At 48.0% G+C, this 12,085-nt stretch carries 13 protein-coding genes; 2 read left to right on the top strand and 11 right to left on the bottom strand.

The window, feature by feature from the left end; genetic code table 11:
* Positions 1 to 65: 65 nt before the first annotated feature.
* The 7 genes from groL to T3H97_RS06135 all read right to left on the bottom strand — a co-directional run bounded on the left by groL (position 66) and on the right by T3H97_RS06135 (position 5,414).
* On the bottom strand, positions 66 to 1,694 hold the full coding sequence (gene groL / locus T3H97_RS06165; RefSeq protein WP_013369880.1) for a chaperonin GroEL: 1,629 nt from the start codon (positions 1,692 to 1,694) through the stop codon (positions 66 to 68).
* Positions 1,695 to 1,767: 73 nt separating this feature from the next.
* Positions 1,768 to 2,049 (bottom strand): co-chaperone GroES, encoded by a 282-nt coding sequence (gene groES, locus T3H97_RS06160; RefSeq protein WP_007429271.1) that lies wholly within the window; start codon positions 2,047 to 2,049, stop codon positions 1,768 to 1,770.
* A gap of 361 nt (positions 2,050 to 2,410) precedes the next feature.
* Positions 2,411 to 3,178 (bottom strand): twin-arginine translocase subunit TatC, encoded by a 768-nt coding sequence (tatC, locus tag T3H97_RS06155; RefSeq protein ID WP_328801991.1) that lies wholly within the window; start codon positions 3,176 to 3,178, stop codon positions 2,411 to 2,413.
* A gap of 111 nt (positions 3,179 to 3,289) precedes the next feature.
* Positions 3,290 to 3,541, bottom strand: coding sequence for a twin-arginine translocase TatA/TatE family subunit (locus T3H97_RS06150; RefSeq protein WP_013309213.1), 252 nt, complete (start codon positions 3,539 to 3,541; stop codon positions 3,290 to 3,292).
* Positions 3,542 to 3,644: 103 nt separating this feature from the next.
* Positions 3,645 to 4,127, bottom strand: coding sequence for a MogA/MoaB family molybdenum cofactor biosynthesis protein (locus T3H97_RS06145; RefSeq protein WP_013309212.1), 483 nt, complete (start codon positions 4,125 to 4,127; stop codon positions 3,645 to 3,647).
* A 113-nt stretch (positions 4,128 to 4,240) separates the two neighbouring features.
* Positions 4,241 to 4,729, bottom strand: a complete 489-nt coding sequence (moaC, locus tag T3H97_RS06140) for a cyclic pyranopterin monophosphate synthase MoaC (protein ID WP_013309211.1) — start codon at positions 4,727 to 4,729, stop codon at positions 4,241 to 4,243.
* A gap of 52 nt (positions 4,730 to 4,781) precedes the next feature.
* Entirely contained in the window at positions 4,782 to 5,414 is a 633-nt protein-coding gene (locus T3H97_RS06135; protein WP_328802788.1) for a 5-formyltetrahydrofolate cyclo-ligase, read from the bottom strand.
* A 270-nt stretch (positions 5,415 to 5,684) separates the two neighbouring features.
* On the opposite strand from T3H97_RS06135, the gene T3H97_RS06130 reads away from it, so the two are divergent.
* Complete coding sequence (locus T3H97_RS06130) at positions 5,685 to 7,649, top strand: ABC-F family ATP-binding cassette domain-containing protein (protein WP_328802787.1); 1,965 nt, start codon at positions 5,685 to 5,687, stop codon at positions 7,647 to 7,649.
* A 547-nt stretch (positions 7,650 to 8,196) separates the two neighbouring features.
* Here the strand turns inward: T3H97_RS06130 and tsaD are convergent.
* Genes tsaD through tsaE form a run of 4 tightly spaced genes read right to left on the bottom strand, consistent with a single transcriptional unit; the run spans position 8,197 to position 11,110 of the window.
* The gene (gene tsaD / locus T3H97_RS06125; protein WP_328801990.1) at positions 8,197 to 9,261 is read right to left on the bottom strand and encodes a tRNA (adenosine(37)-N6)-threonylcarbamoyltransferase complex transferase subunit TsaD; all 1,065 of its coding nucleotides are present in this window, start codon (positions 9,259 to 9,261) and stop codon (positions 8,197 to 8,199) included.
* A complete protein-coding gene (rimI, locus tag T3H97_RS06120) occupies positions 9,258 to 9,773 on the bottom strand; it encodes a ribosomal protein S18-alanine N-acetyltransferase (protein ID WP_190298813.1) in 516 nt (171 codons plus the stop codon). Before rimI ends, tsaD begins: the two co-directional genes overlap by 4 nt.
* Positions 9,774 to 9,790: 17 nt before the next feature.
* A complete protein-coding gene (gene tsaB / locus T3H97_RS06115) occupies positions 9,791 to 10,627 on the bottom strand; it encodes a tRNA (adenosine(37)-N6)-threonylcarbamoyltransferase complex dimerization subunit type 1 TsaB (RefSeq protein ID WP_328801989.1) in 837 nt (278 codons plus the stop codon).
* 3 nt (positions 10,628 to 10,630) lie between these two features.
* The gene (gene tsaE, locus T3H97_RS06110) at positions 10,631 to 11,110 is read right to left on the bottom strand and encodes a tRNA (adenosine(37)-N6)-threonylcarbamoyltransferase complex ATPase subunit type 1 TsaE (RefSeq protein ID WP_029516241.1); all 480 of its coding nucleotides are present in this window, start codon (positions 11,108 to 11,110) and stop codon (positions 10,631 to 10,633) included.
* A gap of 134 nt (positions 11,111 to 11,244) precedes the next feature.
* Here tsaE and T3H97_RS06105 point away from each other — a divergent pair, with 134 nt between their 5' ends.
* Complete coding sequence (locus T3H97_RS06105) at positions 11,245 to 11,775, top strand: cysteine hydrolase family protein (RefSeq protein ID WP_328801988.1); 531 nt, start codon at positions 11,245 to 11,247, stop codon at positions 11,773 to 11,775.
* Positions 11,776 to 12,085: the final 310 nt, after the last annotated feature.

Genomic DNA, 12,085 nt, shown 5'->3' with positions numbered 1-12,085 from the left:
AAATTATGGGCAAATAAAATGTTTTCGACCTCAAACCCTTGTTACAGCAAGGATTTTCGGCTTTATTACATCATGCCGCCCATTCCACCCATGCCGCCCATGTCAGGCATTGCAGCCTTTTCTGGTTCTGGCTTGTCAGCGATAACCGCTTCGGTAGTCAGGAACATTGCTGCTACGGAAGCAGCGTTTTGCAATGCATAACGAGTTACTTTCGCAGGGTCCACGATACCAGCTTCGATCATGTTTACCCAGTCGCCAGTAGCTGCGTTAAAGCCTACGCCAACTTCTTCGCGTTTCAGACGCTCAACGATTACAGAGCCTTCTTCACCAGCGTTAGCAGCGATGGTGCGGATTGGAGCTTCCAGAGCGCGCAACACGATGTTCACGCCTGTTTGCTCGTCGCCTTGCAGTTCAACAGCTGCAACTGCTTTGTATACGTTCAGAAGCGCTACACCACCACCGGATACGATACCTTCTTCAACCGCAGCACGGGTTGCGTTCAGGGCATCTTCGATGCGCAGTTTGCGTTCTTTCAATTCTGTTTCAGTAGCCGCACCGACTTTGATGACTGCTACGCCGCCGGACAATTTAGCCAGACGCTCTTGCAGTTTCTCTTTGTCGAACTCGGAAGTGGTTTCTTCCAGTTGCGTACGGATTTGGCTAACACGAGCGTCGATGTCGGCTTTGTTTCCAGCACCGTCAACCACAATCGTATTTTCTTTTGTGATACGCACTTGACGTGCTGTACCCAGTTGGTCTACGGAAGCTGTTTTCAGGTCCAGACCCAGTTCTTCTGTAATCACTTGACCGCCTGTCAGGGCAGCGATATCTTGCAGCATTGCTTTACGACGGTCACCAAAGCCTGGAGCTTTAACAGCTACAGCGTTGAATGTACCACGCAGTTTGTTAACAACGAGCATAGCCAGCGCTTCGCCTTCGATGTCTTCAGCGATCAGAACGAGTGGTTTGCCTTGTTGTACGATTTTTTCAAGCAATGGCAGGATTTCTTGTGTGTTTGTGATTTTTTTGTCTGTGATCAGGATATACGGATTGTCCAGTACAGCTTCCATTTTGTCCGTATCTGTAATCATGTACGGGGAAATGTAGCCACGGTCAAATTGCATACCTTCAACCACTTCCAGCTCTGTTGCAAAACCGCGGGATTCTTCAACAGTGATTACACCGTCTTTGCCCACTTTTTCCATAGCTTCAGCGATCAGTTCGCCTACTTCGTCATCAGCAGCAGAAATACCGGCTACTTGAGCAATGGATTGTTTGCTTTCGATTGGTTTGGAGATGGCTTGCAGTTCAGCGACAGCCGCTTTAACCGCTTTGTCGATCCCTTTACGGATACCGATTGGGCTTGCGCCAGCAGTTACGTTTTTCAGGCCTTCTGTGATGAGGGCTTGAGCCAAAACAGTAGCAGTAGTCGTACCATCACCTGCTACATCGTTCGTTTTGGTTGCTACTTCTTTAACCAGTTGAGCGCCCATGTTTTCGAACGCGTCTTCCAGCTCGATTTCTTTTGCAATCGTTACACCGTCATTGGTGATGAGCGGGCTACCGAATTTTTTCTCCAGTACAACGTTACGGCCTTTCGGTCCGAGTGTTACTTTTACAGCATTAGCCAATGCGTCAACCCCGCGCAGCATGGAGCGACGAGCGTCTTCACTGAATTTAATATCTTTAGCCATTTGTGATAAACCTCCCTATGGATTATGAATGATTTGTTTCAATTCCTATATTCAGGTCTTGTCCGGGTTCCGGTTAACCGATAATCGCGTGGATATCGCTTTCTTTCATAATCAAATATTCTTTACCTTCATATTTGATTTCCGTTCCAGCGTATTTAGAGAAAATGACACGGTCGCCTTCTTTTACTTCCAGAGGAATACGGGCACCGTCTTTCAATGCGCCTGCGCCAACCGCGATAATTTTGCCTTCTTGCGGCTTTTCCTTGGCAGAGTCAGGAAGTACGATCCCGAAGGAAGTCGTTGTCTCTTGCTCAATTGCTTCCACCAATACGCGTTCACCCAAAGGTTTGATCATGAAAAAATAGCCTCCTTATTAAGTGTTTTATCCTGTAATTTGGTTGTTATGTTGTATGTATTAGCACTCGACAGTCGTCAGTGCTAACAACCAACTTTATGATACTCAACTTGGGATTGAATTTCAAGTCCCTAATGTATTTTTTATGGGAATTTTTATGGACAGCCCTTCCCGATTATATCCATCTATCTGAAAAATAACCGTTAACCCAAGGCTAATGGTTATTTTTAAGGCAGCTAAGCTGCTGCTGTTATGCTCTATAAATAGTCATGATATACAAATGCCATTCATCATCTGCAAGTTGCCATGTAGCTAGCGGACCCAAATTAATTGTTTACTGAGCCATTCAGGTCCTGCCTTATTATTCCGAAGCTACACGCAATTGGGCCTCACGTTCCTCCTGTGCACGCAGCTGCCTGCGGTACACGACCGAAGACAAATACACGCTCACTTCATATAGCACCAGCAACGGAATCGCCACCAAAAAATCGGAAATAAAGTCCGGCGGGGTAATGACAACCGCAACGAACACAAGCAGAAAATAAGAAATCTTCCGCCATTTGCGAAGCCGCATTGGTGTTAAAACATGTATCCCCGTCAGAAACATGATAAGCAGGGGGAGCTCAAACAGCAGTGCTACAGGCAGTACAATATTAAACATAAAGGTGAAATATTGTGCGATTCCGTACGTTTCCTGTAATCCCATACTTTTGGTGACCGACGATGTAAACTGAATCGCCATTGGGAAAATAATGAAATAAGCAAAAGCTGTCCCAATGATGAACAAAAGCAGCACATAAGGCACATACCGCAAAGTCGCACTCCGTTCTTGCGGTCTTAAGCCCGGGCTGACAAACTTCCACAGTTGGTAGCAAGCAAACGGTAGCGCCACCGCAATCCCGATGATCATGGCGATCTTCATGTAGATACCAATCCCGTCCCAAAAGGAAAACGCGTTTAACTGAAAAGCTCGCGCCGAACCGGAGCGAATAAGCCAGTCATAGACAGAACCCGCCGCGAACAGACCACCAGCCAGTGCCAATACAAATACAATTAGCACATAGATCATTCTGCGGCGAAGCTCTCCCAGATGTTCCATAAGCGGCATTTCATGCTCTGATGGGGTCAAGTCCACTCCTCCTTTCTGAACGGAACGCAGCAGCGCCTCCTAAAAAATAAAGCCCTTCACTGAAGAAGAGGCTTTTGTTTATTGTACAAGATCAAGAATCGATCACTAAATCTATGACAAGCGTTTATCCTCAGGCTGAGGTTGAACTTCTGAAGACGTCGTTTGTGATGCTTTGACCACACTATCTTTGCTGTCTTTACGCTCAGTCCGTTCATCTTCTGATAAAATATCGCGTGCCCCGTTTTTAAACTCACGGAATGTACGCCCTACAGCTCGACCCAGCTCAGGCAGCTTGTTCGGACCAAATAGCAGCAGCGCCAGAATAATTAACAAAATATAACCCGGTGCTCCAATATTGGGCATGTGCAGTAATCCTCCTTATGTTGACGGACAAAATAAGCATCTTTGCCCGTATACGGCCTTATAAATTCTTATAGGTATCATACCACACACGATGTGCTGCCTTCTACCGGAACTGACCTGTCACCATAAGCAACGCTTCTGGAAGTTGGTCCATTATCGCTGCCAAATTTTCATGCACACCTTTGGGCGTTCCTGGTAAATTGACGATCAGTGTACGTCCGCGTATTCCCACGATTCCACGGAATAGCATAGCCGCTGGATTTTTCTGCATCACGATCATTCTCATAGCTTCCGCCATGCCTGGCACTTCCCGTTCCACAACCCGCCTAGTCGCCTCCGGTGTCACATCACGGATCGCCAGCTCGGTTCCACCCGTAGTTAGTACCAGGTCTGCATGAAAATAATCGGTCATTTCGATTAAAGCTGCAATAATTTCATCCGGTTCATCGGGAACGATCCGGTATTCCACAATCTCTCCGCCCAGTTCTTCTTCGATGAGTTCCCGGATGACCTGTGCGCTTGTATCCTCACGCTCTCCCCTTGCCCCTTTATCACTGGCTGTTAGGATCGCCGTTTTCCACACCATAAGATCACCCTTCTCCTATCATGAAAGAATACTTTCTCTTCTGAAAATCAGAAACAGCCACGCTGCATCCTGCATCACATCACAGTACCCTCTCGGCGACAATGTTGTCTATGTCAAGGTTCCCGGTGGTCCTCCCTTTGAAAATCCCCATGCTTGCCACCTGTTTTGGATTGCAGCATGGTAGGGCCGATGATCATATCTTTTTGCAGCGCCTTGCACATATCATACACGGTTAACGCTGCGGCTGAAGCCGCTGTCAAAGCTTCCATTTCTACACCTGTCTTACCTTCGGTCTTCACTTCAACTTCAATATGAAGCACATCATGTCCATTATCGGAAAAAGTAATGTTCACGCCTGTCAGGGCCAGTGGATGACACATCGGTATCCAGTCTGACGTTTTTTTCGCGCCTTGAATCCCTGCGACCTGGGCCACAGCAAGAACATCACCCTTGCCGATTCTTCCTTCTTTTACAGCCGTCAATGTAGCCGGATTCATCGTAATCTGAGTCACGGCAACTGCTGTACGAATCGTAGACGTTTTACCCGAAATATCTACCATCCGAGCCCGTCCCTGTTCGTTAAAATGAGTAAAGGAATCCACGACTCCCTCACAGCTCCTTTCACATACCCAACTTTACTTCATACATCATTTGTCAATAATCACAATCTAAGCGTCCATCCAGAGTAAACAGCACGTCCACTCGCAAATCCCTTGGCTCCATGGGCACCTGTGTCAGCAATTGTCCCGGCAGCAGCAGCGAGACATACAGCGGACCTACGTGGCTGTTGTTACGCTTCTCTGCCTCTACCTGTACGGTAAAGCGGTCATAATAGCCTCCGCCGTAGCCGATCCTGCCCCCACGACGATCAAAGGCCAATCCGGGCACAACAACCCAGTCAATTCCCGTCCACATTTCAGGCGACCATTCCTTGCATGTCAAAGCAGGCTCAGGGATGTTCCAGATGCCGGGTACAATATCTCCGTACTGATCCATCTCCCTCACCTCCATAGTCCGAGCTACCGGATCCACTCTTGGGGCAAGGACACGATCTCCCTGTGACCAGCAATGCTCAATGAGGGGAGTCGTCGAAATCTCGCTGCCAAAAGAGAGATAACTAAATAATGTTAGCTTATCTCCGTTTCTGTCTATTCTAAGCTGCTCCCATGCCTCGATTGCATGCCGACAGGCCACAGCTGATGCCTTCTGCCTTGTCAGCGGGTCCATGGATTCACGCGCTTTCCGTTGCTGCAAACGCAGCGCGTTCTTCACATTACAGACATCCATCACATCCGCCCTCCCGCACAATCGTCGATAATCTTTAAAACGTTACTATTGTCCCATTTGTCAGTAAGTGCTGTACGTTGCAAGTTTTTTTCATTCTTTTTCACTTCTCGTTTAAGTTTATCATTGTTTATACAAATTGACTACACGCGGCTCAAGGGTTTACAGGGTGAAAGCAGTGCAATAGTGGGTAATTTCATGTAAACTGGAAGGAAGGTACCTGCGAAGAAAGCAGGTAGAACTGTGCAAAATGTAATGGAGGAACGATACGCTATGCTATTGCAAGTAACCGGAATTACTAAATCTTATGGGATTGAGCCCGTTCTGGACGGGATTAACCTTCAAATATTGGAACGTGAACGTATTGGACTCGTAGGTGTGAACGGTGCAGGCAAATCAACCCTGCTCAAAATCATTGCTGGTGAAATATCCTATGACAGTGGACAAATTTTCAAGGCGAAGGAGACCAGCATCGGTTATCTGGCGCAAAACAGCGGTTTGAATTCTGACCGGTCTATCTGGGGAGAAATGATGCTGGTGTTCACTCCTCTGATTGAAGCGGAACGGGAACTGCGGCAAATGGAACAGGACATCGCTGACCTGGCCAATGCTCAAAACGAAAAACGCTACGCAGATCTGCTGGAACGCTATGCACGTCGTTCAGACTGGTTCAAGGATCACGGAGGTTATGAAATGGAGACCCGTATTCGCAGCGTGCTGCACGGTATGGGCTTTGGATCATTTGCACCTGAGACGCCTGTAGCTACTCTGAGCGGAGGACAGAAAACCCGGCTTGCGCTAGCGCGCATCCTACTGCTCGCCCCAGATGTCCTTATGCTCGATGAGCCTACCAACTATCTGGATATTCAAACACTGACCTGGTTGGAGGACTATTTGCGCGGCTACTCCGGTTCTCTGCTGGTTGTATCACATGACCGTTATTTTCTGGACCGACTGGTAACGACGATTATTGAAATTGAACGCCATCGTTCTACTCGATATACAGGCAACTACAGCCGCTACATGGAGCTGAAGGCCGCCGAGTACGAAACGAATCTTAAACATTACGAAAAGCAGCAAGGAGAAATTGCCCGTTTAGAAGCATTCGTACAACGTAATATCGTGCGGGCTTCCACAACCAAACGCGCTCAAAGTCGGCGCAAGCAGCTAGATAAAATGGAGCGTATGGATCGGCCCATGGGAGACTTGAAAAAGGCTCATTTTTCCTTTGAAACAGCCCATATGTCAGGTAAGGAAGTACTGGAGGTACGTGACCTCTCTGTGGGATATGAAGGTAAAAAGCCTTTATTCCAGCACGCATCGTTCGACTTAAAACGTGGTGATACCGTGGCACTGATTGGTCCGAACGGGATCGGAAAATCGACGTTGCTCAAATGTCTGACCGGATCACTTAAACCTGCTGCTGGCTCCATCCACTGGGGCACGAAAATAAAAATCGGCCTGTATGACCAGGAGCAGACGAACCTGAACCCCGCCAATACCGTACTGGAGGAGTTGTGGAGCGAGTACCCTCATATGGAAGAAGCACGTATTCGTACAGTGCTGGGTAATTTCCTGTTTAGCGGTGACGATGTACTAAAAAAGGTAGCTGCATTAAGCGGAGGGGAAAAAGCCCGCGTTTCTCTGGCCAAGCTCATGCTGCGCGAAGCCAACGTATTAATTCTAGATGAGCCTACCAACCATCTGGATCTGTTTAGCAAGGAAGTGCTGGAAGCTGCTTTGATGGACTATGACGGTACGCTGCTGTTCATTTCCCATGACCGTTATTTCCTGAACAAAATGGCGGAACGTGTCATCGAGCTTCATCCTGGGGGGATAGAACATTTCCTGGGGAATTATGATGACTATGTAGCCAAAAAGCAGGAGTTAGAGGAAATTGCGCAGGAAGCTCTGGAGGCAAATCAGGCCACACGTGGCAAAACATCGGCTGCCTCTGCATCCGTGACAGACGAGACCACATCCAAATCACGCGCCGCCACCTATGCGGCAGACAAACAAGCCAAAAGCGAGGAACGTAGCCGTCAACGCAAGCTGGAGGCATTGGAAAACCAGATCAAAACGCTGGAAGAACAAATTTTAGGGCTGGAGGAACAAATGACCCTGCCTGAGATTTATCAGGATTACACAGCGCTTCAGAATATTCAGGCACAACTCGACACCCATAAACAGGAATTGACTGAAACCTATACCTCTTGGGAAGAACTGTTAGAAGAATAAACACTACTGCATAAAATCTTAGCCTTAAAAATTTCACATTTTCCTCTTCTATATTTTTGTACACAAGATTATCCACAGCTTATGTGTATGAATGAGATTGAAAAATGGCCTTTTAGGTCATTTTTTTATTGATAAAGAGCCATTTTCAAATGAAAACCAAATTTATCCACCCTTTTATCCACATTATCCACAGATTTCACAAGAACTAAAGGTGTTACATATCCCCCAACTTGCTATCTCCAAAAAGTCTTAGCCTGCTTGCTTCGGACTCGGTTATCCACATTCGAAGCGGTATATGTGGATAACTTTGTTCACAACTTGACAAATCACATCATTATTCGGGCAATATCAAAATCCCAGATTTTTTTGATGGATCATGAAAAATCGTGAACAATTGTGACGAATCATGCGAGTGATTGAGATGCTGCCATTCATTTGCTCAAACTCCTGTATTTTTTCCTCTTGAATTTATATTTTTATGATCGTTATGGAGCGGAACAAAAAAGACACGACTCAACTGTGCCGTGTCTTGCTCATTCATCTTCAATTAAGTTTGGACAGACCATTCTTCCAGAGACAGCCCTGGATCAGCCTTCATATCCAATGAGGTAAATTCCCCGCGCTTCCATTTGGCGTAGGCCGCAGCGCCGATCATCGCTGCATTATCTGTGCAAAATTTCATCGATGGTACAAGCAGCTCGATTCCTTCGCGCTCACTGCGCTCCCGCAATGCTGTACGCAGTCCGCGATTAGCAGCCACACCGCCACAAAGCAGGAGCTGCTTCGCACCGTATTCACGCATGGCACGAATCGCCTTTTCCACCAGCACCTCGACGACCGACTCTTGAAAGCCTCTTGCGATCGCTCCGACATGAACGGTTTCTCCGCGCATTTTCGTCTGGTTAATTACATTCAGCACCGCAGATTTCAAACCGCTAAAGCTAAAATCATAAGAATCCGGCTCCAGCCATGCACGCGGCAAAGTAACCACTTCCTCCGATTCATGAGCCACACGATCCACATGCGGGCCACCGGGATACGGAAACCCAATGGCTCTCGCTACTTTGTCGTAGGCTTCCCCAACCGCATCATCCCTTGTACGACCAATGAGTTGAAAATGACCTTCGGACTCCATCAGCACCAGCTCTGTATGTCCTCCTGACACCACGAGAGCAATGCACGGATATACGATATCATGCTCCAGCTGATTGGCATAAATATGTCCTGCGATATGATGCGTCCCGATTAATGGCTTGCCGAACGCCAAGGCAGCACTCTTGGCAGCGACAATTCCAACCAACAATGCGCCAACCAGTCCTGGTCCTTGTGTCACGGCAACCGCCGAAATCTCACGAGGGGTAATTCCTGATGTTTGCATGGCCTCGTCCAACATGTAGGTGATGCTCTCCACATGCTTGCGTGAAGCCACCTCTGGCACAACACCACCAAAGGCTTTGTGTGTTTCAATCTGACTGGAAATCAAATTTGAGAGCACCTCTGTGCCATTTTTCACGACAGAAACAGCCGTCTCATCACAACTCGTTTCCACTGCCAGTATATAGCAAGGCTCGCCGGAGGCGGAGCCTATACCTGCTTTTTCCTCTTGCGTCATTGCTTCTGCACGCTTCCTTCCTGTTCACCGGATGCCCCATGCGCGGGAAGATCCGCCCACATGATCACGGCATCCTCGTTATTATCCGAATAATAGCCTTTGCGCACACCTGCGGGCTTAAAGCCTTTTTTCTCATACAAGCCCTGAGCGATCCGGTTCGTTACCCGCACCTCCAACGTCATACGTTCCATCCCTAAATAAGAGGCGGTCTGCATCAGCTCATTCAACAGCTTGTCTCCAAGTTTGCGTCCGCGATAAGCCTCACGAATCGCAATATTCGTAATATGGGCCTCATCCATAATCGTCCACATGCCTGCGTAACCAATGGCTCGTCCGTCTAGTTCCATAATCATATATTTAGCAAAATGATTCATCGTCAGCTCATTGCGGAATGCTTCCTCTGTCCACGGTAGCGTGAACGCTTCATGCTCAATCTCCAGCACATCGGGAATATCATCCAGTTGCATCAAGCGAAACTCAAGTTTCTCTTCCCGCTGTATGTTCTTTGCCATGTTGTTCACCGCTCTCTTCAGCGCTGACGAAGCAGATTGGCTTCCGCCTCCGCCAGCTGGGTATAATTAGGAACCAGCGTATGTAGCTCGTCATGTTCCTGACGAAGCAGCTTATCCGCCCCAAGGCGGCCAACCCATCTTCCTTCCAGCTCATAAGGTACGATACGAAGCTCGCTCCATGCACGCAGGCGCTCGGCTGTTTCGGCGTGAACCGCCGTTTCACCGACTAGCCAAATGACCGGAGGACGCTCTTCAGAGGGCAAAGCCTCCAGCCGTTGCAGCAGGTCATCGGTCCAAGCAGTCATCAAGCGAATTGCATCTGGCTCCAGCCGTTGCGGACTCTCGACGTCGTCAACTGTATTCACAGCGAACAGCCCCGTGTAAACCTGACCGCGGCGCGCATCCAGCACAGGCACAATCCAGTCTGCTGCCTGCGCTCCGGACGAACCGTTATTCACAAACTCATTTTTATCTTCTTGTCTCTTCATCTCGATGCCGCGATTCCAGCCACCCCACGCCAAAGCATGCAAAGTGGATATGGACGTCACCGGGATACCCCAGGCCCAAGCGAGTGTTTTGGCTGCGGTCACCGCAATCCGGATACCGGTATAAGACCCCGGTCCAACACCAACTGCAATACCATCTACATCATCTCGTGTCAGCCCTTCTTCACTCAGCAGTCGTTCCAGTTCGGTAATCACATGCACGGAGTGATTACGTTCGCCATAGACGTTGCTTTCTCCCAGCAATTTCCTTCCGTTCATCAGAGCGGCCGCCATCACGGTCGTCGCTGTATCTAACGTCAAAAACCGCTCACGCGGCTTTACATTCACATCTGTATGCTCTCTTTGCATGGTTCAAACTCCATTCTCCCGCAAACTGCGGCACCATTGTTCATAAGGCTCGCCGTACCCGGTCAGGTGAATCAAGCGCTCCCCCACATCCGTTGTTTCTATATACATGTGAAGCCGCTGCTCCGGTAATATATCCGGTATAATACTACCCCATTCCACCAGACATACTCCTGTCCCGTAAAAATATTCGTCCAGCCCGAGATCCTCCGCCTCGTCCTGGGAAATCCGGTACACATCCATATGATACAAAGGCAATCGGCCCTCGTACTCCTTAATGAGGGTAAAGGTTGGACTATTTACGATACCCGGCACACCTAAATGGCTGGCAAAAGCCTTGGAAAAAGCAGTTTTGCCCGCTCCCAGATCTCCATCCAGCACAATCACCGTTCCGGGAACCGCTTTGGCTGCCAAAAAACCTGCCAATGACCCGGTCTGTGCCTCTGAGACAGAACGGAACGTAAACTGCTCCTGCGATATTGTCATATATTTTAATCACCTTTCGTCCGAATCGGACCGTTCCAACTTGTTCTTTATTATATAGTTCACCTTATGTCGCCGCAAGGCATGAAGACATGCTATTGTATGTTAGATGATACACACAGGGAGGGATCGAAACGATGGGACAAACCGTTTTACTCTTGATTGATGTTCAGCAGGCGATGTTCATGTATGATGAGAAGCTGTATCGTGAGCAGGAAGTTGTAGCGCATTTGCAGCAGCTTTTGGACAATGCCAGAGCTACAGGTACACCCGTGATTTTTGTACAGCATACCGATGAAGCGGATGAGGATTTCCGAGAAAACAGTGTAGGCTGGGCCATCGCCGACGTGGTGCGCCCTCTTCCTCATGAACGAATTGTCCGTAAATCATCCTGGGACAGCTTCTACCAAACCGAATTGGGCCATGTACTGAAGGAACTGGGGGCCGATCAACTCGTAATCGCGGGGATGCAGACCGAGTTTTGCCTCGACACGACTTGCCGAAGCGCCTATAGTCTGGGATACCAGAAGAACGTGCTCGTATTGGATGCACATAGTACATTTGATAGCAAGGTGCTGAGCAGTGAACAAATTGTAGCTCATCACAATGCGGTGCTAGGTAATCGTTTTGCGCGTTTGCTCACGACGGCAGACGTACATTTTTCATGAGCTGTTGAAGTTTTATGTTCCAAGCCGATTGCTTTCAAGCAAGTCGGCTTCTTTTTTAGTTTATGCCAAAAAACCGCACTTTCGAGTGACACCTTTAACAAGAAGCAAGCTGGCACAATAGGACGAAGTCATGAATATTGAATGGCAAAGCCGTCTTCAGAAAATTCTGGAGGCTTTTTTTATTTCCCAGCGATGAGTTAGATGATATTGGCGAAGAAAACTTTTTCACGTATAGATTGGAACTTTCATTTTTAACATAAAATTCAATTTATGATCATGATTTTCAGAAAAAATAAGAAATTAACAGAAA

It is taken from the genome of Paenibacillus sp. LX16, assembly GCF_036252815.1.
In the GTDB taxonomy this organism is placed as follows: Bacteria; Bacillota; Bacilli; order Paenibacillales; family Paenibacillaceae; genus Paenibacillus; species Paenibacillus polymyxa_B.
Note: the sequence above shows the minus strand (reverse complement) of the source record. Positions and strands in the feature narration are given on the sequence as shown.

Excerpts from the sequence above, each read along its gene's own strand:
- groES (WP_007429271.1), bottom strand. The coding sequence starts at position 2,049 with ATGATCAAACCTTTGGGTGAACGCGTATTGGTGGAAGCAATTGAGCAA.
- tsaE (WP_029516241.1), bottom strand. The coding sequence starts at position 11,110 with ATGACAATATCGCAGGAGCAGTTTACGTTCCGTTCTGTCTCAGAGGCA.
- T3H97_RS06145 (WP_013309212.1), bottom strand. The coding sequence starts at position 4,127 with ATGGTGTGGAAAACGGCGATCCTAACAGCCAGTGATAAAGGGGCAAGG.
- tsaB (WP_328801989.1), bottom strand. The coding sequence starts at position 10,627 with ATGCAAAGAGAGCATACAGATGTGAATGTAAAGCCGCGTGAGCGGTTT.
- tsaD (WP_328801990.1), bottom strand. The coding sequence starts at position 9,261 with ATGACGCAAGAGGAAAAAGCAGGTATAGGCTCCGCCTCCGGCGAGCCT.
- T3H97_RS06130 (WP_328802787.1), top strand. The coding sequence starts at position 5,685 with ATGCTATTGCAAGTAACCGGAATTACTAAATCTTATGGGATTGAGCCC.
- groL (WP_013369880.1), bottom strand. The coding sequence starts at position 1,694 with ATGGCTAAAGATATTAAATTCAGTGAAGACGCTCGTCGCTCCATGCTG.
- rimI (WP_190298813.1), bottom strand. The coding sequence starts at position 9,773 with ATGGCAAAGAACATACAGCGGGAAGAGAAACTTGAGTTTCGCTTGATG.
- T3H97_RS06135 (WP_328802788.1), bottom strand. The coding sequence starts at position 5,414 with ATGGATGTCTGTAATGTGAAGAACGCGCTGCGTTTGCAGCAACGGAAA.
- T3H97_RS06150 (WP_013309213.1), bottom strand. The coding sequence starts at position 3,541 with ATGCCCAATATTGGAGCACCGGGTTATATTTTGTTAATTATTCTGGCG.
- T3H97_RS06105 (WP_328801988.1), top strand. The coding sequence starts at position 11,245 with ATGGGACAAACCGTTTTACTCTTGATTGATGTTCAGCAGGCGATGTTC.